Raw genomic sequence first — 22,631 nt, 5'->3', positions numbered from 1 at the left:
TCGGAAAAACCCGCCCCATGAAAAGAAAAACCCTGCTCACACACATGGCGCCGCTGGCGCTCTACGCTCTCTTGACCGGATGCGGTAAAGCGCCGGAGGCCCCGACTCAAATCGACGCCAAGACCTGGAATCTTCCGGTCATGACGGCGAGCGCCAGTGCACCGGTCGAGTACACTACGGTCGGCTCGGTGGTGTCCGATCAGCGCGTCGAGGTCGCCTCGCGGCTGAGCGGTTATATCCGCGAGATCCAAGTGCAGGAGGGTGAACGGGTGCGGCGCGGCCAGGTGCTTGCCCGCCTCGATGCCGCGGACGTGGAAGGCGGCATCCGCCAAACGCGCGCGGCCCAAGGCGCAGCCGAGGCCGCCTTCCGGGATGCGCAGACTGACCTCGAGCGATTCGAGCGCCTGTTCGAACGCGGCAGCGTCTCGGAAAACGAGATGCGCAAGGTGCGCCTGAAGTTTGACGCCGCCCGCGAGGCCCTGAACCAGGCACGCGCCGGTCTCGACACGGCGCTCGCCCAGCGCGCCTATGCCGAGATCACCAGCCCCGTGGCGGGCACGGTGGTGGCCCGCCTCAAACGGGCCGGCGATCTCGCCGTGCCCGGCATGCCGCTCTTGACCGTGGAGTCGGGGCGCGGCCTGCTATTCGAGACCTTCGTGGCGGAAGGCCAGATCGCCGCCATGGCCGAGGGCAAGCCGGCGGTGGTCAGCATCGACAGCCTGCCCGCGCCCCTGAAAGGCACGGTGACCCGGGTGGTCCCCTCCGGTGACCCGGTCACCCGCAGCTACCAGGTCAAGATCGCCCTGCCAGAGACGGTAGGGCTGATGCCGGGGATGTTCGGCCGCGCGGTCTTCACGGTCGGAGAAAGCCCCTCGCCGGTGGTGCCCCGGCGGGCGCTGGCCGAGCGCGGCGGGCTCACCGGAGTCTTCGTGCTGGATGGCGAAGGCCGGGCGCGCTTCCGCTGGTTGCGCACCGGCCGCGAATGGCCCGACCGGGTCGAGGTAAGCGCCGGTCTGGCGGCCGACGAGCGCTTCGTGGCGGCGGTCGAGCCCGCCCTGCGCGAGGGTGACCGCGTCATGCCGGTGGAGGCGCCGCGATGATCGACCGCAGGCTCAACAGCGCCGGACGCCTGGCCGAGTTCTTCGTCAACTCCAGGCTGACCGTGCTATTCATGCTGGCCTGCGCGCTGCTGGGTCTGCTGGCAATGGCGCTCACCCCGCGCGAGGAAAACCCGCAGATCGTGGTCCCCGGCGCCGAGGTGCGGGTGGCCCTGCCCGGCGCCTCCCCCGAAGAGGTGGAGGAACTAGTGATCCGGCCACTGGAGGGTATCGTCAAGCAGATCCCGGGGGTGGACCACACCTACGCCACGGCAATGAACTCGCTGGGCGTGCTGATGGTGCAGTTCAAGGTAGGGGAGAACAAGGAGAAATCCCTGGTCAAGCTCTACGACCGCGTGCTCGGCCAGCGCGACCGCCTGCCCCTCGGGGCGATGGAGCCGCTCATCCGCAGTGTGGACGTAGACGACGTGCCCATCGTCACGGTCACTCTGGCCTCGGAGCGCTATGACGACTATGCGCTGAAGCGGCTGGCCGACCGCATGCTGGAGGGGCTGCGCAGCCTGGAGGCGGTATCCACCACTTTCGTGCAGGGTGGCCGCGACCGGGAGATGCGCATCGAACTAGACCCGCAGCGCCTGCAGTCCTTTGGCGTGACGCTGGACCAGGTGCGCGCCTTCCTGAGCGCGGGCAACGTCGCCGCCCCCCTGGGCACGGTGGTGCAGCAGGGCGAGAACCGCCAGGTGTACCTGGACGGCTTCCTCGCCTCGGCGGAGGAGCTCGGGCGCCTGATCGTCGGCAACCACGCCGGCCGCCCCATCTACCTGGGCGAGGTGGCGCGCGTCGTCGACGGCCCCCCCGAAGAGCGGGATAAACTGAGCCGCATGGCCTTCGGTCCGGCCGATGCGCGCTTCGGCAAGGTGCAGCAGGCGGAGATGCCGGCGGTGACACTGGCTGTGGCCAAGAAGGCCGGCACCAATGCCGTGGTCGTTGCTGATGAGGTGCTCGCCCGCATCGAGCGGATGCGGGTGCAATTCGTACCGGCCGACGTCGAGCTCGTGGTGACCCGCAACGACGGCCAGAAGGCGGACGCCGCCGTCAACGGCCTGATCGAGCACCTGGGCATCGCCGTGCTGGCCGTGTTCCTGGTGACCGCCGTCTTCCTGGGGCTGAAGGAGGCGCTGATCGTGGGCGTGACGGTGCCGCTGATTCTGGCGCTCACCCTGGGCGCGGCCTATTTCGGGAGCCTGACCATCAACCGCGTCTCCCTGTTCGCGCTGATCCTATCGCTCGGGCTGCTGGTCGATGCCGCGATCGTCGTCATCGAGAACATCCACCGCCGCTACGCCCGCCTCGGCCAGGAGGACAAGGCGCGGGCCACGGTGCAGGCGGTCAACGAGATCGGCTCCCCCACCAACCTTGCGACGCTGGCGGTGATGCTGGTGTTCGGCTCGCTGCTGATCGTCTCCGGCATGACGGGGCAGTATTTCTATCCGGTCGCCTTCAACGTCCCCGTCGCCATGGCCGCCTCCCTGCTGGTGGCCTATGCCGTCGTGCCCTGGGCGGCCAACCGCTGGCTCAAACCGGGCGAGGGGCACGACCTGGAAGACCACGACACCGGGGACCGCCTGCACCGCTTCTACCACGCGCTCATGGCGCCCTTGGTGGACCGCCCGCCCAGACGGCGGGGCGTCTTTCTGCTGGCCGCCCTGGCGATCGTGCTCTCCCTGTTCCAGGCCGCCTGGCAGTTCGTGCGCCCGGCGGGTCTGAGCGGGCCGCAGGCCTGGTTCGGCGTCGAGATGGCGATGATGCCCAAGGACGACAAGAATACCTTCAACATCACCTTCGACCTGCCGGAGACCACCCCGGTAGAAACCACCGATCGCCTCGCCCGTGAGATCGGTGCCCTGTTGCGCCAGAACCCCGACGTGAGCGATTACCAGAGCTGGATCGGCCAGGCCGGTGTGATCGACTTCAATGGCCTGCTGCGCGGCGCCGGCAGCAAGCAGGGACCGCATGTGGGGGAAGTCCGCGTCAACCTCCGGGACAAAACGGCGCGCGACAAGACCTCAATCGATATCGTTCGCGAGCTGCGTCCCGCGGTGCAGGCCATCGCCGCGCGCTTCCCCGGCAGTACCGTGCAGCTGGTGGAAGACCCGCCGGGGCCGCCGGTGCGCGCCACGGTGCTGGCCGAAATCTACGGCACCGACCCGCAGCAACTGCGCGCGCTCTCCGGGCAGGTCAAAGCGGCCTTCGGGCAAACCTACGACATGGTCGAAGTCACCGACACCGAGGTCGAGGATGTGTACCAACACCGCCTGACCGTCGACCGGGAAAAGGCCGCGCTCTCCGGGCTGACCGTCGCCGAGGTGGCCGTCGCGCTGCGCCGCTTGATCGACGGCGAGGCATTGGGGCGCGCCCATGTTCAAGGCGAAAAGAACCCCGTGCCCATCCGCTTGCAAATCCCGCGCAGCCACCAAATCGACCCCGAACTGCTGACACGGGTGTCGCTGACCAATCGGCAGGGCCAGCGGGTGCCGTTGTCGGAACTGGTGCAGGTGGCGCCCGCCCGGGCCGACCGGCCCATCCTGCACAAGGATGGCGAGCGCGTCACCTTCGTGGGCGGCGAGCTCGAATCCACCGCCCCCGTCTACGCGGTGCTCGATCTCGACCGGCGCCTGGACGGCCTGGCGCTGGCCGACGGCAGCCGCCTTGTGACCGGCAACCTGCGCTTCAAGCCGGTGGCGCCCGACACCCTGGACGGCCCCCGCCTGCTCTGGGATGGCGAACTGCGCATGACGCTCGATACCTACCGCGACATGCTGGGTGCCCTGGGGCTGGCGATCACCTTCATCTTCCTGGTGCTGGTGGCCTATTACCAGTCCTTCAGCCTGCCGCTGGTCGCCATGGCGGCGATCCCCCTGGGGCTGGCCGGTGTCTTTCCGGGACACTGGCTCATGGGGCAGCCGTTCAACGCCACCTCCATGATCGGCATCATCGCTCTGGCCGGCGTGGTGGTGCGCAACTCGCTGCTCATCATCGACTTCGTGCTCGACTACCGGCGCCAGGGCATGGACCTGCGCGAAGCCATCCTCGAAGCCGGTGCGGTGCGCCTGCGTCCCATCCTGCTGACGGCGCTGGCCATCGTCCTGGGCAGCGCCGTGATGCTCGCCGACCCGGTGTTCGGCGGCCTGGCCATCTCGCTGATCTTCGGCACGCTGGTCTCCACCGTGCTCACACTGATCGTCGTGCCCCTGCTGCTCTATCTGCTGCTGCGCCACAAACAGCGCAAAGAAGCGGCCACAAAAGAAGGAACAACATGAATTCCGCTCATCACCCAAAAAGACTCCGCGGCCTGCTGCCGCTGGCAGGCCTGGCCGCCGCGCTGCTCGCGGGCAACTCCGCTGCCGAATCCCTGCCGCAGGCATGGGACACCGCCCTGGCCGTGGACCGCGGCCTGAAGGCGGCGCGCGAAAACACCGCCGCCGCCGAGAGCCTGCTGGAGGCTGCCCGATCCAGCAGCCTGCCCAGCGTGAGTCTGGAGGCAGGCTATACCGCCCTCGACAACACGCCGGCGTTCAGGGCCGACCTGCTCGGCCAGTCGCTGCAGATGCCGATGGCCCAGCAAGACAGCGCCGCCTACAAGGCCATGGCGACCCTGCCGCTCTACACCGGGGGCCGCATCGAGCGCGGCATCGATGCGGCGGCGGCGGGCCTGGAGGCGGCGAGGCTGGGCGAGACGGCCGACGTGCAGAACCTCAAGCTGCGCGTGGCCGATGCCTACGTCAACGGGCTGCGCGCCGGCCGGATGCTGAAGGTCGCCGAAAGCCATGTCGAGAGTCTGTCGGCCCATGCTCGCGATGTGGGAAACCTGCACGAGCAGGGCATGGTGGCCAGGAGCGACCTGCTCTCCGTGCGGGTCGCCCTGGCCGATGCACGGCAAAAGGCCCTGCAGGCGGCCAATGCCCTGGATCTGGCCCGCGCGGCCTACAACCGGCTGCTGGGGCGCCCGCTTGACCAGGCCGTCAGCTTGGATGAACTGGCCCCCGATGCGGGTCGGGTACCCTTGGCGCGCTTGACCGAGCGGGCGCTCGTCCAGCGCAGCGAATTGGCCGCGCTGGCCGGACAGATCGAGGCCTTACGCCATCAGGCGGCAGCCGTGCGCGGAGAAAATCGTCCGCAGATTGCGCTGTCCGGCGGCTATGGCTACCAGCAAAACCGCTATCAGGTGCATGAAGGGCAGTGGATGGTCACCCTGGGAGCCCGATGGAACGTGTTCGATGGCGGTGTGGCCGGTCACCGCGCCGGCGCGGTCGAGCGCCAGGCGGCAGCGTTGACGGAGCAGCGCGAGGAGCTCGCCTCGGTGGTCGCCCTGCAGGTGCGCCAGACTTGGCTCGACGTGGAGGAAACGGGAAAGCGCATCGAGGTCACCCGCTCGGCCATCGACCAGGCCGAGGAAAACCTGCGCGTGGTGCGCGACCGCTATGCCAACGGCCTGTCCACCCATACCGAGGTGCTGGACGCCGAAACCCTGCGCGTCAACAGCGAGGCCAATCACGCCGCCGCGCACTATGACGCCGCGCTGGCTGGACTGCGACTGAAGCGTGCCGTGGGCGATCTTTAGAGAGGGAGCCAGCGTGAAGAAGAACATCCCGTTCGTTGGGCTCGTTTCCGGATTGACCGTGCTGGCCCTGCTCGCCGTCGCGGGTTGGTGGTTCTGGCTGCGCACGCCGCCGCTGCCTGATGGACTGATCCAAGCCAACGGCCGTATCGAGGGCGATCACTATGCCGTCGCCGGAAAGATGCCGGGTAAGGTGGCTGATCTCCCTGCCCGCGAAGGGGATAGCACGCAGAAGGGCAAGGTGCTCGCCCGCCTGGACGATGCCCAGGTCCGCGCCAGGCTCGATCAGGCCCGCCAGGCGGCAAGCGCCATGGAGGCGCAATGGCGGGCGGCGCAGACGGCGCTCGCAGTCGCGCGCAAGGACCTGCCCCTGGCGATCCAGACCGCCGAGGCCAACCTCGCCCATGCCCGCGCGCAGCTCGCCTCGGCCCACTCCAGCGCGGAGCAGGCGGCGCGGGATGCCGAACGCTTCCGCCGGCTGGCCGAGGCGGGAACGGTGGATCGGCACCGTTACGAGCAGATGGCGCTCGCCGCCGAGGTCGCGGCCAACCAGGCGCGCTCGGCCGAAGAGGCCGTGCGCGTGGCGGAAAGGCAGCTCGCCCAGGCGCGTCTGGGCGATGAACGGCTGGGCGCCAGAAAGGATGAAGTGAAGGCCCTGGCCGCCCAGCTCGATCAGGCGCGGGCCGCGCTGAAAGAGGCCGAGAGCGTGCTCGCCGATCTCGCCATTGTCGCGCCTGCCGACGGCATCATCACCCAGCGTCTGGTGAATGCGGGCGAGGTGGTCGGCGCGGGTGCGCCGCTTTTCGACGTCGTCGATCTCGACCGCCTCTATCTCAAGGCCTATGTGCCGGAGAAGGACATCGGCAAGGTGCGCCTGGGGCTGCCGGCGCGGGTGTACACCGACGCCTTCCCCGACCGGCCGTTCCCCGCCACGGTGCGCTACATCGCCGCGCGGGCGGAGTTCACGCCGAAGGAGGTGCAAACACCGGACGAGCGGGTCAAGCTGGTCTATGCGGTCAAGCTGTATCTGGATGTAAACCCGGAGCACCGCCTCACGCCGGGGCTGCCGGCCGATGCCATCATCCGTTGGCGCGAGGACACCCCATGGGCGAAGCCGCGCCGCTAACGCCCGCGCCGGCCGTCCGGGTGCAGGGTTTCGGCAAGCGCTATCGCCGGCAGGCGGCGGTCGCCGGGGTCGATCTCGAGGTGCGGCGCGGTGAAATCTACGGCCTCATCGGGCCGGACGGCGCCGGCAAGTCCAGCCTCATGAAGGCCGTCGCCGGGGTGCTCGCCTTCGAGGAGGGCTCGATCGAAATGTTCGGCATCCGCATCGATTCGGAGGCGGCGGCCGAGCGGGTGAAGGGCCGGCTCGGCTTCATGCCCCAAGGCCTGGGCCTCAACCTCTATCCCGAGCTGTCGGTGGAAGAAAACATCGACTTTTTCGCCCGCCTGCGCGGCGTGCCGGCCGCAGAGATTGCCGCGCGCAAGGCGAAGCTCCTGGCCATGACGCGGCTCGACCGCTTCACCGGCCGGCCGATGAAACACCTCTCCGGCGGCATGAAGCAGAAGCTCGGCCTCGTCTGCACCCTGATCCACGAGCCGGAGCTCATCGTCCTGGACGAGCCCACCACCGGTGTCGATCCGGTCTCGCGCCGGGATTTCTGGGCCATCCTCGCCGAGCTGTTGCGCGAGAAAGGCATCACCGCCCTGATCTCCACCGCCTACATGGACGAGGCCGAGCGCTTCCACCGCCTGTCCCTGATGCACGGCGGGCGCGTGCTTGCGAGCGGCGAACCCGATGCGATCCGGGCCCGGACGCCGGGCAGCGTGTTGGAACTCGAGGCCGAGCCGCAGGTGGAGGCGCTGGACCGCATCCAGGCCAGCCTTGCGCAGGCGGAGTCGGTGGGGCCGCGGCTGCGGGTGTTCGTGGACGACGCGGCGCCCGAAGCCGCCGTCGGCACGGTAGCCGGGCTCCTCAAGGGACTGTCTCTGCGGGACCTGCACGCCACCACGCCCGATCTCGAGGACGCCTTCGTCGCCCTCCTGCGCCGGCAGCGGCTGGTCGAGGAGAGGGCCGTTGCCAAACCCCGGGCCGGCGACGGCGATCCGCCTGGCGACGATGTCGCCATCCTCGCCAAGGATCTGACGCGGGATTTCGACGGCTTCCGTGCCGTGGATCGCGCGAGCTTCACCGTCCATCAGGGCGATATCTTCGGTCTGGTGGGCGCCAACGGTGCCGGCAAGACCACGCTGATCAAGATGCTCACCGGCATTCTGCCGCCCAGCGATGGCGAGGGGCGGGTGGCCGGGGCCGACATGCACTTTGCCGCGCAGGCGATCAAGGCGCGCATCGGCTACACCTCCCAGGCGTTTTCCCTGTATCAAGACCTGAGCGTGCTGGAGAACCTGCGCCTCTATGCCCGCATCTACGGCGTAGCGCGGCACGCGGCTGGCGAGCGCATCGAACAGGTGGCGGAGCTGACCGGGCTTACGGGCCGCGAGCGGCAGCTGGCGGGCCGCCTGCCGCTGGGCATCCGCCAGCGCCTGGCGCTCGCCTGCGCCATGGTGCATCGGCCGCGCATCCTGTTCCTGGACGAACCCACCTCCGGCGTGGACCCGATCGGCCGGCGCCGCTTCTGGGACATCCTCGTCCATCTCGCCCGCGTGGAGCAGGTCGCCATCCTCATCACCACCCACTACATGAGCGAGGCCGAGCATTGCGACCGCCTGGCCCTGATGCACGCCGGACGGATCGTCGCCGACGACCCGCCCGCGGCATTGAAGCAGGCCCTGCGCGAGGAGGCCGGCGAGCTGCTGGAGGTCGCCACCGACCGGCCGCTGGCCGCCATGGCGCTGCTGGAGCAGGCGGGCTTCGCGGGGGTGGCGCTGTTCGGCCGGCACATCCATCTGTTTGCCCGCGATGCGCACACCGCGACGCGCGAGATTCAGACCATCCTCGCCGGCCGCGGCATCGGGCTCGCCAGCGTGACACCGCGCCCGCCCTCGCTGGAGGATGTGTTCGTCTACCGGATCACGGCCTTGGAACAGGGGGAGCAGCGGCTATGAACCTCGCACGCATCGCGGCGCTGGCCCACAAGGAGTGGCGCGAGATCGTGCGCGACCGCCTGTTTCTCGCGCTGGCCTTCGTGGTGCCCGCTGCGCTGATGCTGGTCTTCGGCTACGGCCTGTCGCTCGACGTGGAGCATATCCCGTTCGCGGTGGTGGACCATGACCGCAGCGCCCTCTCGCGCGACTACACCCACCGCTTCATCGACTCGCGCTACTTCGACTACCGGGGCCATGTGAAGAGCGAACGCGAGCTCGACCCCCTGCTCGCCGACAGCCGCATCCGCTTCGCCATCGTGGTTCCGCCAAAATTCGAGGAGAACCTCATGGCGGGGCGGCCCGCGGCGGTGCAGAGCCTGATCGACGGCACCTTCCCGTTTCGCGCCTCGACCAGCAAGGGCTACGTCATCGCCATCAACGCGGCCTTCAACGGCGAACTGCTGGCCGCCTATATCAGCCGCCGCTTCGGCGTCGCGCCGGAACGGGCGGCGGCGCTCGCCCAGCCGGTGCGGGTGCAGCTGCGCTATCTCTACAACCAGGAGCTCAAGAGCACCTGGTCGATCGCCACGGCGCTGGTCATGCTGGTGCTGATGGTGGCGCCTCCATTCCTCACCGCGCTGGGGGTGGTGCGCGAGAAGGAGAGCGGCTCCATCTACAACATCTATGCCTCCACCGTCACCCGCGGCGAATTCCTGGCCGGCAAGCTCCTGCCCTACGTGGGTATCTCCATCGTCAACAGCCTCATTCTGTGGGCGCTCGCCACCGGTCTGTTCGGCGTGCCGTTCAAGGGCGATCCGCTGTTCTTCTTCCTCTCCTCGGTGATCTATGTCACCTGCACCACGGGCATCGGCCTGCTCGCCTCGCTCATCGTGCGCACCCAGGTGGCGGCGATGATGCTGACCGTAGTCATGACCATCATCCCCTCCGTGCTGTACTCGGGCCTGCTGGTGCCCATCGCCTCCATGGACCCGCAGGGGCAATTCGAGGCGCACCTGTTTCCCGCCATGTATTTCACCGACATCGCCTTGGGCAGCTTCCTCAAGGGGGTGGGCCTGGAACAGCTCTGGGGCAAGGCATTGGCGCTGGCCATTTACGCGGCCGTGCTGTGGCTGATCAGCTTCGCGCTCTTTCACAAAAGACCGCGCACATGAACTCAAGGTTGACACTCTGGTGGTCGCGGCTGGCAGCGATGACAGTCAAGGAGCTGCTGCAGCTCTTTCGCGACGGCTTTCTGATGTTCGCCATCGTCTTCCTGTTCACCGCCGACATCTACATGACCCGCAATGTGCGCCTGGAGCTCAACCATGCCACGGTGGTGGTGCACGATGCCGACCACAGCGCCGCCTCCCGCGAGCTGATCTACCGCTTCCGTCCGCCTTATTTCCAGCTGGGCGGCGAGATCCAGGACAGCCGCGAAGGGCAGGCGCTGCTGGACCAGGGGCAGGCGCTGGCGGTGCTGGACATCCCTCCCTACTTTCAGCGTGACCTGCAGAGCGGCCGGCCCACGGACGTGCAGGTTCTGGTGGACACCAGCAACACCGTGCTGGGGACGCTGGCCGCCAGCTACAGTGGCCAGATCATCGGTCGCTACGGCTTCGAGGCGGCGCTGGCGCGCATGGGGGCGAGCGAGGCGAGCCTCGACACTGTCCCCATGATCCAGGACCAGCACCGCGTCTGGTACAACCCGAACCAGAACGATGCCTGGTTCATCCCCATCTCGGAGCTGCTGACCGTCATCACCGTCATGGCCATCATGCTGCCGGCCGCCGCCGCGGTGCGCGAGAAGGAGCGCGGCACCATCGAGCAACTGCTGGTTTCGCCGCTGACCCCGGCGCTGATCCTGCTGCCGAAGGTGATCTCCATGACCCTGGTGATCCTCGCGGGCACTGCAATCTCCCTGTTCCTGGTCCTGGTGCCGGTCTTCGGCGTGCCCATCAAGGGCAGCCTGCCGCTGTTCTTCGCCGTGACCACCCTCTACACCGTCGCCACCTCCGGGCTCGGTCTCTACATCGCCACCCTGAGCCGCAACTTGGCCCAGGCGGCGATGCTGGCCATTTTCATCCTTATGCCCATGGTGTTTCTCTCCGGCGCCTGGACCCCGCCCGAGGCTATGCCCGCCGGTTTACGCGAGGCGATGTATCTGTCGCCGCTCTACTACTTCATCGAGATGGGCTACGGCATCCTGCTCAAGGGCGCGGGGCTCGACGTGCTGTGGGATTCGCTGCTGGGATTGACGCTGCTGGGGGTGGGGATCTTCGGTTTTGGCGTGCGCAGGTTCAGGCGGCAGTTTGGCTAGGCCATGACGTGAACCGGGTGACGAGCACCCTCTGTTCATCGGGCCACGTGATGTAGATCAGCTTCTGCCGCGCCGCCATGCGATGACCGATCGTCCCTGTCGATCACCGCGGCGTGCGAGGTGGCCGGCTAAGCGGCGCGGGTAGGGTAGTCCGTGTAGCCTTTCTCGCCGGGAGTGTAGAAAGTGTCGAAGTCCGGCGCGTTGAGCGCCAACCCCTGTTGCCAGCGGGCGGGCAGGTCCGGGTTGGCGAGAAAATCACACCCGACCGCGATCAGATCCGCGCGGCCGGCGTTCAGATCGTCCTGGGCGCGCTGCGCGTCATAAGCGCCGACCAGGATGACGGGGCCGCCGAAGGCCGCGCGCATGGCCTGCTTGATCTGCTCCGGCACTGCAGGCGCGCCCATGGCAGAACGATCCACGATGTGTAGATACGCCAGCCCCAGCTTGCCCAATTGCTCGGCCAGGTAGGTGTAGTCGGCCTCCATTTCCGCGTAAGGCGGCATGTCGTTGAACACGCCGTAGGGCGAGAGGCGAATGCCCACCCTGGAGGCGCCGATGGCCTCGGCCGTGGCCCTGGCCACTTCCAGCACGAAACGGGCGCGGTTTTCGATCGGGCCGCCGTAGTCGTCGCTGCGCTGGTTGCTGGTGGGGCGGATGAACTGCTCCAGCAGGTAGCCGTTGGCGCCGTGCAGCTCGACCCCGTCGAAACCGGCAGCAATGGCGTTTTGGGCCGCCTTGACGAAATCCTGCCGGGTGCGGGCGATGTCGTCGAGGCTCATCGCCCGGGGCGCCGGGTGCGGCTGCATGCCGGCGCGGTCGGTGTAGATCTCGCCGGCGGCGGCGATGGCCGAGGGAGCCAGTACCTGCGCGCCCTGCGGCAGATTGTGCGGATGGCCAATACGTCCGGTGTGCATGAACTGGACGAAGATCTTGGCGCCGCGGCTGTGAACCGCGCCGGTGACGCCCTTCCAGCCGGCCACCTGGGCCTCTGAGAACAGCCCTGGAATGCGCGGATAACCCAGGCCTTCGGGCGAGGGGCTGGTGCCTTCGGTGATGATCAGCCCGGCCAAGGCGCGCTGCGCATAATACTCGGCCATCAGCGCGTTGGGCAGATTCTCGATGGCGCGGTTGCGCGTCATCGGCGCCATGACGATGCGGTTCTGTAGCCGGTGGCCGGCGACGGTGGCCGGTGAGTACAAATCACGGTTGTTTTGAGTCACTGCTTTCTCCTCATTCATGGATGACGATGGTTGAAGGTAGATTTATATGGCCGCAGGCAAAGTCCCAGGAGGTGCGCAGGATGCCCAGCAGGATGTCGATCTCGGCGATGTCCCGGGGCGCGTAGGCCATCACGGCATTGGCCGGGATGTAGCCCGCCTCGGCCATGGGATGTGGCTCGCCCCAGCCTTTGCTGACCAGCTCCAGGGGCAGAATCAGGTGCATCGAACCGTCATCAGCCGGATGCACATGGGCGAACTCGCGACCGACCATGAAGGCTTGGGGCGGACCACATGCGCGCTCATGGGATAGCACCAGAGCCTCGGCCCCGGGGACCGAGATTCTCGATGGCTCGCTGCGCACGAAGGCAACTCGATGCGTGTACCTTGAAGGTCCGGTGCACCTCCGGAGCGCTGTTCTGGCTGATCTGGGTGTGCGGTGCACAAGGCGTGGTCCGCGGACGTTCGCCCGGGCGTGGCGGAAATTCGAAGCTCATGGCCTGCCTCCATACCTCCATATTCAAAGGCACTCTCCACGGTGCCCATGACGTGATCTTCCAGCATCTTGCGGCGTGGCTCGCCAGCGGCGGCGCCAGCCACCACATGCAGGGGTAACAGATGTTCCTCACGCGTGTCGGCGGCGACCGCCTCCAGCCAGGCATCGAATTCACGGCTCGCACCCGGCTGCGCCCGTGCATACCCGCTATCATCTCCTGCATGTTGTGGAAGCTGTTGTCCGAGCCGATGATCAGCACCCCTTCCTCGCGCAACGGGGCGAGCGCCGCGCCTGCGGTCAAGTGAACGTCGAGGCCGAGGCCGGCTTTGAGCGACGTCTGCGCGCATGGAAATCTTGCTTTGGGAGGGGCGATCTTCAGTGGCACGAACACCCCGTGGTCGAAGCCCTGTCCGTCGAAGGCGGTGGCGATGGCTGCGGCCTCGAGCAGCCCGCTCGCTCGGCCAGCCATGGCGCACCCGGCGCCGGCCAGGTGAGTTCGTAAGTGTCGGGTGGATCCAGCCCATGAAAAAACGGGGCCCGCCGCAGTGAGGGAGGTAGCGCGTGGGCTGGCGGCGCATGGGCTCAGCTTGTCAGGGCCGTGCGGTTCACCGCCAGCCAGTCGCCCAGGCTTTGCGGTTCACGGCCAGCGAAGTATGTCACCGCATCGGTGACCACGTTCATGTGCCCTGCGCGCACGTTGGCATCAAAGGCGACCATGAGCTCAACGAATGGGTGGGGACCCCTGCGTCGCGCATCCCGGCCGCGAGCGCGTCGTCGGAGACCTTGACCACCTCGATGGGCTTGCCCAGTTGCTTGCTGGTCGCGGTTGCCAGCGCGTCAACGGTCAAGGCCACAGGGCCGGTGATGTCCTGGATCGATGACTGGTCCTCTGTGAGCAGGGCGCCTGTGGCCGCTGCCGCGCAGTCGAGGCGCGTCACATAGCCCACTGTCCCATCGCCGGCAGCGGTGTACCAGCGCCCCGACGCAAGCACCGAGGGCATCGTGAACAGCAGGTTGTCGAAATACCAGTTGTTACGCAGAATGGTGTAAGGGATGCCGGTGGCGATGACCGCCTCCTCACTGCTGCGATGGTCCGGCGCGAAGGGGATCAGACTTTCAGGTCCAGGGTTGGTCATCGAGGTGTAGAGGATATGCCCGACGCCAGCCTTGGCGGCCGCCTCGATCGCCGCCTTCTGCTGGCGGGCGAGCTTGCCAGGTTCACCCAAAGCATCGGTGGCAACGATCAGCAATCGATCGATACCCTCGAAGGCTTCGTCCAGGCTGACTGGGTCGTCGAAATCCACCCTGATTTTTGACTCGGCGAGCCCGCTGATCCGCACCGGGAACCGGCTCCCTGCGGTCACGTACCGGGCGCCTTGGGCGTTGAGCGCCCGCAGCACCTGAGTGGCAAACTTGCCCGAAGCGCCGGTGATGAAAATCCGTGCGTCGCGAAAATGGGGCATAGCATTACCTTTCAGGTTACAATAAAGAACTTGGTGCATTCTAGGAACTGTCGTCAAACTGCACAAGAAGGCACGCGTATGTCGCAAGGTAATCATAAGGGAACCACTCCACTGCCTTTGCCCACCCACGGCGAAAGTTGCCCGGTGCGTGATGTGCTTGATCGGCTGGGGGACAAGTGGTCGGTCTTGATTTTGATCACCCTTGCCAACAACTCCATGCGCTTCAATGAACTCCTCCGCGCCGTACCCGACATCTCCCGTCGAATGCTCGCCGAAACCTTGCGTCATCTCGAACGCGACGGGCTCGTCTGGCGCGAGGTGACCTCCACCACGCCGCCAGCGGTGCGTTACGGACTCACGGCGCTCGGTACCTCGCTTATGCCCCCGCTCACCGCACTCATCGCTTGGGCGGAGCACCACCAGCCGGCGATCGCCGTCGCACGTGCCAGATTTCAGGCGCAAGTGCCGACGCAAGCGTCAGTCAGGTAGGCCAAGCGTAACCGGTAACTGCCCGGCGTACTTGCCTACGCCTGTGGATTTTGCAAAGGCGATCGGAGAGGATTGCTAGCGAAGAGTTGCTTCCACATGCGTGGCGTCAGTTCGTGGACCTGACTGGCCGGATGCTGACCAACTCGCTGCAGGACATCGACCAGATAGTCATACGAATCGATTTCGTGCAGGCGGCAAGTGACGATCAGGCATCTGCATGATGCCGACCTGCCTGGCGCCGAGTTCGGTCCAGCAGAACAGCCAGTTCCGGCGCTTATCGAAATATTTCGATAAGCGCCGTTATCCTCGGTCAACTATTAGGCAAGCTACGCCGTCGCGAGCGTTCTCCTGTACGGTGGTCCGCATGCACAGGTTTGCATAATTCAGAGGCTTTCGAGGAATTTGAGGACGGCGTCGCTTGGGCGATAGCGTTTGCGTTTGGTCTCCGGGGGCGCGAGGGTCGCGAGGGCACGTTCCTTCATTGCCAGATCAGCCTCGACATAGCCATGGGTCGTGACCGGGCTCTCGTGACCCAGCCACAAGGCGATGACCGTGATGTCGACACCGGCCTGCACAGATGCATGGCCGTCGCGTGCCTCCAGGAATGGGGCGATATTCTGCGCCCCGCCAGCCGCGGACACTGCGTCGTCGCGGCCGTGATCGCGAGGGCAAGTCGGTCGGCCACATTCGTGCGAGTCATCGGTCGCCCGCTGCGGTTGGGGACCAGGGGCTGGTCTGCACGCAAGTCTGCATACTTCAACCAGTGACCGATTTCGGCCGCCGTCTCCTTCCACAGCGGCACGGTTCGTTGCTTGCGCCCCTTGCCCTGCAAGCGCACCGAGGACGTCGTGGCGAGCGTGACATCGGCCACCCGGATGCCGATCATTTCGGAAACTCGCGCGCCGGTGTTGTAGAGCAACGCGAACATGACCCGATCACGGTGACCACATCAGGTGCTCGTGTCGGGGGCGGCGAGAACGCCTTGAACCTCATCGCGGGAGAGATACTCGAGCAGGGGCCGCTCGAAGCGTTTCATGGGTATCGCCAGGACCTGCTGTGCGTGTAGATGTGCGGGACGAGGCGCCGGTGCGCCGGGCCGAAGAGCCCCTGCGGCGGCATCTCCGTCGCCGGATCGTCGCGCAGGCAGAAACGTGCGAAGCCACGCAGAACCTCGATACGACTCGCCCACATGAGCGGATTCCGCCGCCGCGAGGAGCGGGCCCATGCGATGGCCAGCGCCACCGTCAGGTGATCTGCCGTGCCGGCTTCGTCAGCAAAGCGGGCAAACGATTGAAGCTGCGTGGCATCGATGCTGAGCTTGAATCCGTGACGACGCCGATACGCCAGATACGTCTCGACCCGAGTCATCCATGAAACCAGGGCGTTCATGGCAGACTCCCGGGCCACAGCAGGGCCACGGTCCACAACCCTTCCAGATCGACGCGGGCGTAGGTGTTGGCCGTGTCGAGGCTTTGGTGGCGCAGAAGATCGGCGATCTCTTTGACGGAAGGCCGAGCGCCTGTTCGACGTGCTCGATCCTGCGACTCACGAAGAACGGGAAACAGATTTCGTCGAGTTCCCCGTAGACCGGCTAGAGGTACGCCGCTTTCAACTTCCCCGGCCCGGCACGCCGTGCCTTGATCGGCGTCTCGTCCATCGCCTTGACGCACGAGGCGCGAATCGAGTCGAACTGCGCGGTGTAGATCGGCTCGAGCAACCCGATGCCTTGTTGCCCGATTCTAGGCCTTGCAGTTCGACGCACTTGAAAGGCGGGGCCGGCGTGTCAGTTGAGCAGAGCGTGCTTCCAAATGTACGCCCCTGAGCAGGGTTCGTCTTCCCGCAAGATCGTCGCTTGGGCCAGTCGTTCGTACCAGAGCACTTAGTGGCGCTCTTGCAATGCTGCACTGCAGCGTGCAAACATCCAAAAAATCGATTATCGTTAATCGACATTCGTGACAAGTCCGTCGCCAGTCGAGCAGCAGCGCCGCCACAAGTGCGATGTGCTGTCTCTAGGCGATTTCGAAGTTCAATTTTCAGAAAAGATATAGGTGAGAAGAGCGATGAATCAGCCAGCGTTGGGTAAAGAGGCAATTGGCATTGACCTTTTTGCGGCCGATGTTGCGTCGCCTAAAGGAAAGCCGCGCAGTCTGATTGAGTCAGTTATGCATAGGCTTCGATGCGAAATTGTGCAAGGAGTCTTGTCGGCAGGATCGAGACTGCTGATTGATGACCTTCAGCGGCGTTTCGATGTAAGTGGCGGGACAGTGCGTGAAGCCCTGAGCCTCCTGGTTTCTGACGGCTTGGTGCATGCCAAGACACAGCGAGGCTTTTTCGTGGCGCCAATGTCGTTGCAAGACTTGGAGGGCCTCACTCGAACCCGCATAGCGCTTGAGTGTGAATCTGTTCGCGAAAGTGTGAAGTGCGGTGGCTCTGAATGGGAGAGCAATTTGGTTGCCGCATATAGCGAACTCACTCGGTCCGATGAGCACGTAATGCGTAATCCGGACGACGAGTTTGACCGATGGGAGATAGCGAATCGCAATTTCCACCGTTCACTTATTAGCGCCTGTTCGTCCGATTGGACCTACAGATTCTTGGCTGTTCTGAATATTCACCTCGAGCGTTACCGGCGCCTTACGTCGACCCACACTTTGCCCGAGAGAAATGTCCACGCGGAGCACGAGCTCATTTTTCAAAGCGCGCTTGCGCGTGACGCAGAACAATGTTCCCTTCTGCTGCGTCAGCACATTGAGTCGTCAGTCAGTGTAGTTCGGCAGTTTGCATTGCTGCGGTGAAGCACCTACGCCGCAAGTTTAATTTATAGGTGCGTTTAACAGCTCTTCACCAAGGGCAATTGAGGAGACAAATATGAGTTCGTCAATTAACGAAGTTTCACAAGCCACGATTAGGCTTTCTCGAAAGTGGACTCCCGAGGAGATTCGTGGCCTCGTCGATCAAGAGCAAGGACTGCTTGATCCCCGTATCTATAGTGATCAGGATCTGTATGAGCTGGAACTGGAACGAATTTTTGCTCGTTCGTGGCTGCTTGTGTGCCACGAAGGACATATTCCAAATCCGGGTGACTATATAACGACGTATATGGGTGAAGACCCGGTGATCGTGGTTCGGCAAAAGGATCGCTCCATCAAGGTATTTCTGAATCAGTGCCGTCACCGTGGGATGGTCATTGAGCGCTCAACTTATGGTAATGCAAAGTCCTTTACTTGCACCTATCACGGCTGGGCGTACGACATTGCAGGCAATCTTGTCAATGTTCCGTTTGAAAAGGAAGCCTTCTGTGACAAGAAAGAAGGGGACTGTGGTTTCGAAAAAGCCGACTGGGGTCCGCTGCAGGCGCGGGTAGATACCTACAAGGGTTTGGTATTCGCCAATTGGGATGCAAAGGCGCCGGCCTTGATGGACTATCTCAGTGACGCCACGCCATATATGGATGTGATGCTGGACCGTACCGAGGCTGGGACTGAAGTGATTACCGGGATGCAGCGGACCGTTATTCCATGCAATTGGAAATTCGCAGCCGAGCAGTTTTGTAGCGACATGTATCACGCGTGCACTATGTCGCATGTGGCCGGTGTCGTTTCCAGCCTACGTCCCGATCAAGACCTATCCGACGTAAAGCTGCCTGTCACTGGGAACCAATTCCGTGCAGCGTGGGGTGGTCATGGAACGGGGTGGTTCAATGACGACTTCTCCCTGCTGTACGCAATTATGGGGCCTAAAGTTGTGGACTATTGGACAAAGGGTCCGGCCGCTGAACGTGCACAGGCGCGGCTCGGTAACAAACTGCCTGCGAACCGCATGGTTGCTCAGCACATGACCATCTTCCCGACCTGTTCATTCCTGCCGGGCATCAATACTGTTCGTACTTGGCATCCACGTGGACCGAACGAACTCGAAGTCTGGTCGTTCATCGTAGTCGATGCTGATGCCCCCGAGGAAATCAAGGATGAATATCGCCGAATGAATATCTTGACCTTCAACCAGGGTGGAACTTTCGAGCAGGACGATGGTGAAAATTGGGTTGAAGTGCAGCGTGTTTTGCGGGGGCATGTGGCCCGCAGCCAACCCTTCTGTGCATCAATGGGTGTCGGTAAACCAAATGCAAACAATCCAGATTTCCCAGGGAAGACTAGCTACGTCTACGGCGAGGAGGCTGCGCGCGGCTTTTATCACCATTGGAGCCGCATGATGTCCGAGCCGAGTTGGGAAACCCTCAAGCCGTAATTTACTACCGGCCACATTGCTATTCGTTCCGCACTAACCAAACAGATCAACTTGTCAGGCCAGTCTTGCTGATACTTCGATCCAAACGAAATGATGGAGACGTTCCATGTCCATAGAATTGACACAACCGTTTAATTATCTCGAAAAGCCTGTGAGTCTTGAGCTCCAAAACGCAGTCGAACAGTTTTACTATCGGGAAGCGCAACTTCTTGATCATCGTAAATATCAAGAATGGTTAACCCTGCTCACTGAGGACATCCATTATTGGGTTCCAATTCGGACCACTCAGACCACAAAAAATTCGAACCTGGAGTACTACGGTCCGGGATGTAACGCCCACTTCGACGAAGACCACAGTCGATTGACTGCCCGTATCCGTGGCAGGTTGTCAGGCCTTAACTGGACCGAAGACCCCCCTTCCCGATCCCGTCACATGATCACTAATGTGATTGTGCGCGAAGTGTCAGCTGAGAAGCTCGAAGTGAGTTCCGCCTTCTTGTGCTATCGCAATCGTCTTGAACGAATGACTGACATTTACGTCGGGGAGCGTCGCGATATTCTCCTACGGGCAAATGATGGTCTGGGTTTCAAGATCGACAAGCGCACAGTATTGCTCGATCAAGGCACGATCACGGCCAACAATCTGAGCATGTTCTTCTAAGGCTGGGGTATCGGAGAACCGACGACAGGGTTCGCACCGGGGGTGTGAATCCTGTCGTTCAGGAGGAAGCAATGAACGATAAAGCAATCCGCTGGTTCCTGGCTGCAATCGGCATTTTTTATTTACTAAATTTTTTGGGACTGCTTCCTGCCCGTAGTGCTGCCGTCCTGATGCTGATGTACCCCTCTGTCGGAAATGGCTTTCAAGGGGAACTCATGATGCTACTTCAGGATGCGTGGCTCGTGGTCGGGATGCAGCTTGGCGCTGTGGGGGTGCTCGCTCTTTGGGCCCTGCGCGAACCCATTCGCTATGCAGGCATTATTCCTGTCGTTGTGTTCATCGAGATTTTCGACGCAATGTGGGATGTCTATAGCATGGTCTTAAGTAGCGAGACCCTGTGGTTTGGGCTTACTACACTTGCTATTCATTTGGTGTGGATCATATGGGGAATCAGCCTCTGGCGCCAGGTAGGCGACCGCTTGAGTCAACCCCGTGCTGTTGATGCAGAAAGAAATTGAGCGGATTGAAAAGTTAAGTCCAATCTACGAGGTAAGGAATTATGGGTTTTGAGAAAGTTTGTGAGGTTAGTGATATCCCTGTCGGCGAAGCGCTCAAAGTTTCTGGCGAAGAATTCGATGTGGCGATCTTCAATGTAGACGGAGAACTATTTGCAACACAAGATCGTTGCACTCACGGCGATTGGTCTCTGTCCGAAGGAGGGTACTTGGACGGGGATGTCGTTGAGTGTTCGCTGCACTGCGGGAAATTCTGCGTTCGGACAGGAAAAGTCAAGGCATATCCACCGACTGAACCGCTGAAAGTCTTTCCGATACATGTAGAAGGAAATGCTGTTTACATTGATTTTAGCGCCGGAGATATTGCCCAATGATCAAGAGTATCGTCATTGTTGGCGCGGGACTCGCCGGGACAACGGCTGCGCGCGCCCTTCGTGCAAGGGGATATGCCGGGCGGATTCATCTGATCGGCAATGAATCCCAGCTGCCCTATGATCGCCCATCATTGTCAAAAGGGGTTCTAGGGGGGGCGCAGGAGATACCGCCTCTGCTGATGGAGGCCGCGTGGTTTGAGAGCGAAGGGATTGAACTGCATCTGGGCGACCCCGTATTTGCGATCAACGCCAAGGAGCGCCTTGTAACCCTGCACTCAGGTTTGAGCCTGGACTTCGACCGGCTTTTGTTCGCCACCGGAATGCGACCGCGCAAGCTGTCTATTCCTGGCGGCAATCTGGAAGGCGTGTTCAGCCTTCGCAACTTCGCGGATTGCGCCGCGTTACGCCAGGCCTTCACGGCGGCGAAATCGCTCGTAATTATCGGTGGCGGTCTGATCGGCTGCGAAGTGGCGACCTCCGCGCGCAAAGCGGGACTTGAAGTCACGATCCTGGAATGCGCCGATGAGTTACTGACGCGCGTTCTAGGCCGGCAAATTGGCGCGTGGTGCCGCGAGCAACTCGAGGCAATGGGCGTTCGCATCGAATTGAATGCGCATATTTCGCATCTTAGCGGTGAGCGCAGTGTGCGTTCGCTGGTGTTTGCTGATGGCAGAGAGGTGGAAGCCGAACTCGTATTGGTCAGCATTGGCGGCGATCCGGAAGATACCCTGTTGAATGCAGCTGGCGTCGCCTGCAATCAAGGCGTAGTTGTCGATGCGTGCGGACAAACATCATCGCCCGATATTTACGCCGCTGGCGACGTAGCTGTGTGGCCCCTAAGGCACGGGGGCCGCCGCGCGCTAGAGACCTATATCAACTCGCAGCAACAGGCGGAAGCGGCGGTAGCCGCGATGCTAGGCGAATACAATCCGGTGCCCCAAGTCGCTACATCGTGGACCGAGATCGCAGGGCACCGCATCCAGATGATTGGGGATATGCAGGGACCCGGTGAATATGTGCAGCGCGGCGAGTTCGAACCCAATCAGCAAACCGTGCTGTTCCGGGTTTTGGACGGCAAGGCGCTGGCTGCGGTGGCGATTAATTCGACCAAGGACTTCGGTGGCGTAAGCCGTTTAGTGATGTCCGAAATAGAGATAGTGCCTGACCACCTCGCTGATACGGATATCAGCATCCGCGAACTACTCAAGGGGAATGCGGCGCGAACCGTAACCGCCTAGATGATGACTACGGACAAAATATGGAATGTATGTCGCGCTTCAATTTGGGGATAGCAAAATGAATCTGAAAGATCAGGTTGTCTTTATTACAGGCGGTGCATCTGGGCTTGGTCGTGCGCTCGTCGAACGCTTCGTTACAGAAGGTGCAAAGGTAGGGGTGCTCGACAGATCCGAGAAAGGCATCCAAGAACTAGAGTCGATGCATCCAGGGCGGGTGATCGGAGTCGCGGGTGATGCCCGCTTGCTGGCTGACAATAAAACCGCAGTCCAGCGGTGCGTGGATTCCTTTGGAAAGATCAATACTCTGATTCCCAATGTTGGAATCTGGGATTACAACACCCCGTTGGTGGATATCCCAGACGAAAGGATCGATGAGTCTTTCGACGAAATCTTTCAAATCAATGTCAAATCCGGTCTCCTCGCGGTGAAGGCTGCTCTTCCTTATCTCGTTTCGAGTCGGGGGGGGGTGATATTCACGATTTCAAATGCTGGCTTTTATCCCAATGGCGGCGGCCCGCTATATACCGCATCGAAGCATGCACTGATTGGTGTTGTAAAAGAGCTTGCTTTTGAACTGGCCCCCTATGTCCGCGTCAATGGTGTAGCGCCTGGAGGCATGGCAACGGATTTACGCGGCCCGCAATCGTTGGGCATGGGGGATCGTTCCATTTCGAGTATTCCGCTTGGCGAATTACTTGAATCCGTCCTCCCAATTGGTCGAATGCCCGATGTGAGGGAGTACACCGGAGCGTATGTATTTTTTGCCAACCACGGAGATGCAGCTCCAGCCACCGGCGCTGTTCTCAACTACGACGGTGGGATGGGCGTTCGCGGCCTCTTCTCTGCAGTTGGTGGCAAAGATCTTGAAGAGAAACTGAAACTACAGAAGTGATTC

General features: G+C 63.0%; 22 protein-coding genes and 2 pseudogenes. 17 read left to right on the top strand and 7 right to left on the bottom strand.

Annotated features, from left to right (window positions below; translation table 11 throughout):
- Positions 1-17 precede the first annotated feature (17 nt).
- Genes BW991_RS01800 through BW991_RS01770 form a run of 7 tightly spaced genes read left to right on the top strand, consistent with a single transcriptional unit; the run spans position 18 to position 11,038 of the window.
- Positions 18-1,100, top strand: coding sequence for an efflux RND transporter periplasmic adaptor subunit (locus tag BW991_RS01800; protein ID WP_076600373.1), 1,083 nt, complete (start codon positions 18-20; stop codon positions 1,098-1,100).
- On the top strand, positions 1,097-4,378 hold the full coding sequence (locus BW991_RS01795) for an efflux RND transporter permease subunit (protein ID WP_076600372.1): 3,282 nt from the start codon (positions 1,097-1,099) through the stop codon (positions 4,376-4,378). The genes BW991_RS01800 and BW991_RS01795 overlap by 4 nt, the downstream gene beginning before the upstream one ends.
- Complete coding sequence (locus BW991_RS01790) at positions 4,375-5,679, top strand: TolC family protein (protein ID WP_076600371.1); 1,305 nt, start codon at positions 4,375-4,377, stop codon at positions 5,677-5,679. The genes BW991_RS01795 and BW991_RS01790 overlap by 4 nt, the downstream gene beginning before the upstream one ends.
- Positions 5,680-5,692: 13 nt before the next feature.
- Positions 5,693-6,802, top strand: a complete 1,110-nt coding sequence (locus BW991_RS01785) for an HlyD family secretion protein (RefSeq protein ID WP_076600370.1) — start codon at positions 5,693-5,695, stop codon at positions 6,800-6,802.
- Positions 6,781-8,742, top strand: a complete 1,962-nt coding sequence (locus tag BW991_RS01780) for an ATP-binding cassette domain-containing protein (protein ID WP_076600369.1) — start codon at positions 6,781-6,783, stop codon at positions 8,740-8,742. The genes BW991_RS01785 and BW991_RS01780 overlap by 22 nt, the downstream gene beginning before the upstream one ends.
- A complete protein-coding gene (locus BW991_RS01775) occupies positions 8,739-9,893 on the top strand; it encodes an ABC transporter permease (protein WP_076600368.1) in 1,155 nt (384 codons plus the stop codon). The genes BW991_RS01780 and BW991_RS01775 overlap by 4 nt, the downstream gene beginning before the upstream one ends.
- Positions 9,894-9,931: 38 nt before the next feature.
- Positions 9,932-11,038: an ABC transporter permease gene (locus BW991_RS01770; protein ID WP_212566844.1), complete on the top strand. Its 1,107-nt coding sequence runs from the start codon at positions 9,932-9,934 to the stop codon at positions 11,036-11,038.
- 128 nt (positions 11,039-11,166) lie between these two features.
- Here BW991_RS01770 and BW991_RS01765 read toward each other — a convergent pair whose 3' ends face one another.
- Both BW991_RS01765 and BW991_RS01760 read right to left on the bottom strand, forming a co-directional pair.
- Complete coding sequence (locus BW991_RS01765) at positions 11,167-12,258, bottom strand: alkene reductase (protein ID WP_244551573.1); 1,092 nt, start codon at positions 12,256-12,258, stop codon at positions 11,167-11,169.
- 10 nt (positions 12,259-12,268) lie between these two features.
- Positions 12,269-12,529, bottom strand: a complete 261-nt coding sequence (locus BW991_RS01760; protein WP_050417874.1) for a luciferase domain-containing protein — start codon at positions 12,527-12,529, stop codon at positions 12,269-12,271.
- A 344-nt stretch (positions 12,530-12,873) separates the two neighbouring features.
- On the opposite strand from BW991_RS01760, the gene BW991_RS24095 reads away from it, so the two are divergent.
- Complete coding sequence (locus tag BW991_RS24095) at positions 12,874-13,056, top strand: hypothetical protein (protein ID WP_050417873.1); 183 nt, start codon at positions 12,874-12,876, stop codon at positions 13,054-13,056.
- 372 nt (positions 13,057-13,428) lie between these two features.
- On the opposite strand, the gene BW991_RS01750 is transcribed toward BW991_RS24095, so the two are convergent.
- Complete coding sequence (locus BW991_RS01750) at positions 13,429-14,214, bottom strand: NAD(P)H-binding protein (protein ID WP_169145348.1); 786 nt, start codon at positions 14,212-14,214, stop codon at positions 13,429-13,431.
- 144 nt (positions 14,215-14,358) lie between these two features.
- Between BW991_RS01750 and BW991_RS01745 the strand changes: the two genes are divergently transcribed.
- A complete protein-coding gene (locus tag BW991_RS01745; protein ID WP_050417872.1) occupies positions 14,359-14,703 on the top strand; it encodes a winged helix-turn-helix transcriptional regulator in 345 nt (114 codons plus the stop codon).
- Positions 14,704-14,738: 35 nt separating this feature from the next.
- Here BW991_RS01745 and BW991_RS01740 read toward each other — a convergent pair.
- Both BW991_RS01740 and BW991_RS24090 read right to left on the bottom strand, forming a co-directional pair.
- Positions 14,739-14,976, bottom strand: a pseudogene (locus BW991_RS01740) (transposase domain-containing protein); the annotation flags it as partial.
- A 205-nt stretch (positions 14,977-15,181) separates the two neighbouring features.
- A complete protein-coding gene (locus BW991_RS24090; RefSeq protein WP_244551583.1) occupies positions 15,182-15,586 on the bottom strand; it encodes a tyrosine-type recombinase/integrase in 405 nt (134 codons plus the stop codon).
- Here BW991_RS24090 and BW991_RS24085 point away from each other — a divergent pair.
- Entirely contained in the window at positions 15,467-15,769 is a 303-nt protein-coding gene (locus BW991_RS24085) for a hypothetical protein (protein ID WP_244551584.1), read from the top strand. The two genes, BW991_RS24090 and BW991_RS24085, sit on opposite strands and share 120 nt — an antisense overlap.
- Here BW991_RS24085 and BW991_RS01730 read toward each other — a convergent pair.
- Both BW991_RS01730 and BW991_RS24080 read right to left on the bottom strand, forming a co-directional pair.
- The gene (locus tag BW991_RS01730; RefSeq protein WP_235943322.1) at positions 15,736-16,092 is read right to left on the bottom strand and encodes a hypothetical protein; all 357 of its coding nucleotides are present in this window, start codon (positions 16,090-16,092) and stop codon (positions 15,736-15,738) included. The genes BW991_RS24085 and BW991_RS01730 overlap by 34 nt on opposite strands.
- Positions 16,093-16,213: 121 nt before the next feature.
- Positions 16,214-16,459, bottom strand: a pseudogene (locus tag BW991_RS24080) (IS66 family transposase); the annotation flags it as partial.
- 304 nt (positions 16,460-16,763) lie between these two features.
- Between BW991_RS24080 and BW991_RS01725 the strand changes: the two are divergent.
- The 7 genes from BW991_RS01725 (at position 16,764) to bphB (ending at position 22,628) form a co-directional block, all read left to right on the top strand.
- On the top strand, positions 16,764-17,498 hold the full coding sequence (locus tag BW991_RS01725) for a GntR family transcriptional regulator (RefSeq protein ID WP_084204918.1): 735 nt from the start codon (positions 16,764-16,766) through the stop codon (positions 17,496-17,498).
- 73 nt (positions 17,499-17,571) lie between these two features.
- On the top strand, positions 17,572-18,948 hold the full coding sequence (locus tag BW991_RS01720; protein ID WP_076600363.1) for an aromatic ring-hydroxylating dioxygenase subunit alpha: 1,377 nt from the start codon (positions 17,572-17,574) through the stop codon (positions 18,946-18,948).
- 106 nt (positions 18,949-19,054) lie between these two features.
- Complete coding sequence (locus BW991_RS01715) at positions 19,055-19,609, top strand: aromatic-ring-hydroxylating dioxygenase subunit beta (protein ID WP_076600362.1); 555 nt, start codon at positions 19,055-19,057, stop codon at positions 19,607-19,609.
- Positions 19,610-19,680: 71 nt separating this feature from the next.
- Positions 19,681-20,127, top strand: coding sequence for a BphX family protein (locus BW991_RS01710; protein WP_076600361.1), 447 nt, complete (start codon positions 19,681-19,683; stop codon positions 20,125-20,127).
- Positions 20,128-20,168: 41 nt separating this feature from the next.
- Positions 20,169-20,498: a non-heme iron oxygenase ferredoxin subunit gene (locus BW991_RS01705; RefSeq protein ID WP_076600360.1), complete on the top strand. Its 330-nt coding sequence runs from the start codon at positions 20,169-20,171 to the stop codon at positions 20,496-20,498.
- Entirely contained in the window at positions 20,495-21,736 is a 1,242-nt protein-coding gene (locus tag BW991_RS01700) for an NAD(P)/FAD-dependent oxidoreductase (protein WP_076600359.1), read from the top strand. The genes BW991_RS01705 and BW991_RS01700 overlap by 4 nt, the downstream gene beginning before the upstream one ends.
- A 58-nt stretch (positions 21,737-21,794) precedes the next feature.
- Complete coding sequence (gene bphB / locus BW991_RS01695) at positions 21,795-22,628, top strand: cis-2,3-dihydrobiphenyl-2,3-diol dehydrogenase (protein ID WP_076600531.1); 834 nt, start codon at positions 21,795-21,797, stop codon at positions 22,626-22,628.
- Positions 22,629-22,631: the final 3 nt, after the last annotated feature.

It is taken from the genome of Aromatoleum tolulyticum, from assembly GCF_900156155.1.
Classification (GTDB): Bacteria; Pseudomonadota; Gammaproteobacteria; order Burkholderiales; family Rhodocyclaceae; genus Aromatoleum; species Aromatoleum tolulyticum.
The sequence above is the reverse complement of the archived record's forward strand: the minus strand, read 5'-3'. Positions and strand labels throughout refer to the sequence as shown.

Excerpts from the sequence above, each read along its gene's own strand:
- BW991_RS01800 (WP_076600373.1), top strand. The coding sequence starts at position 18 with ATGAAAAGAAAAACCCTGCTCACACACATGGCGCCGCTGGCGCTCTAC.
- BW991_RS01795 (WP_076600372.1), top strand. The coding sequence starts at position 1,097 with ATGATCGACCGCAGGCTCAACAGCGCCGGACGCCTGGCCGAGTTCTTC.
- BW991_RS01790 (WP_076600371.1), top strand. The coding sequence starts at position 4,375 with ATGAATTCCGCTCATCACCCAAAAAGACTCCGCGGCCTGCTGCCGCTG.
- BW991_RS01780 (WP_076600369.1), top strand. The coding sequence starts at position 6,781 with ATGGGCGAAGCCGCGCCGCTAACGCCCGCGCCGGCCGTCCGGGTGCAG.
- BW991_RS01775 (WP_076600368.1), top strand. The coding sequence starts at position 8,739 with ATGAACCTCGCACGCATCGCGGCGCTGGCCCACAAGGAGTGGCGCGAG.
- BW991_RS01770 (WP_212566844.1), top strand. The coding sequence starts at position 9,932 with ATGACAGTCAAGGAGCTGCTGCAGCTCTTTCGCGACGGCTTTCTGATG.
- BW991_RS01760 (WP_050417874.1), bottom strand. The coding sequence starts at position 12,529 with ATGGTCGGTCGCGAGTTCGCCCATGTGCATCCGGCTGATGACGGTTCG.
- BW991_RS24095 (WP_050417873.1), top strand. The coding sequence starts at position 12,874 with ATGTTCCTCACGCGTGTCGGCGGCGACCGCCTCCAGCCAGGCATCGAA.
- BW991_RS01750 (WP_169145348.1), bottom strand. The coding sequence starts at position 14,214 with ATGCCCCATTTTCGCGACGCACGGATTTTCATCACCGGCGCTTCGGGC.
- BW991_RS01730 (WP_235943322.1), bottom strand. The coding sequence starts at position 16,092 with ATGAACGCCCTGGTTTCATGGATGACTCGGGTCGAGACGTATCTGGCG.
- BW991_RS01725 (WP_084204918.1), top strand. The coding sequence starts at position 16,764 with ATGAATCAGCCAGCGTTGGGTAAAGAGGCAATTGGCATTGACCTTTTT.
- BW991_RS01720 (WP_076600363.1), top strand. The coding sequence starts at position 17,572 with ATGAGTTCGTCAATTAACGAAGTTTCACAAGCCACGATTAGGCTTTCT.
- BW991_RS01715 (WP_076600362.1), top strand. The coding sequence starts at position 19,055 with ATGTCCATAGAATTGACACAACCGTTTAATTATCTCGAAAAGCCTGTG.
- BW991_RS01710 (WP_076600361.1), top strand. The coding sequence starts at position 19,681 with ATGAACGATAAAGCAATCCGCTGGTTCCTGGCTGCAATCGGCATTTTT.
- BW991_RS01705 (WP_076600360.1), top strand. The coding sequence starts at position 20,169 with ATGGGTTTTGAGAAAGTTTGTGAGGTTAGTGATATCCCTGTCGGCGAA.
- BW991_RS01700 (WP_076600359.1), top strand. The coding sequence starts at position 20,495 with ATGATCAAGAGTATCGTCATTGTTGGCGCGGGACTCGCCGGGACAACG.
- bphB (WP_076600531.1), top strand. The coding sequence starts at position 21,795 with ATGAATCTGAAAGATCAGGTTGTCTTTATTACAGGCGGTGCATCTGGG.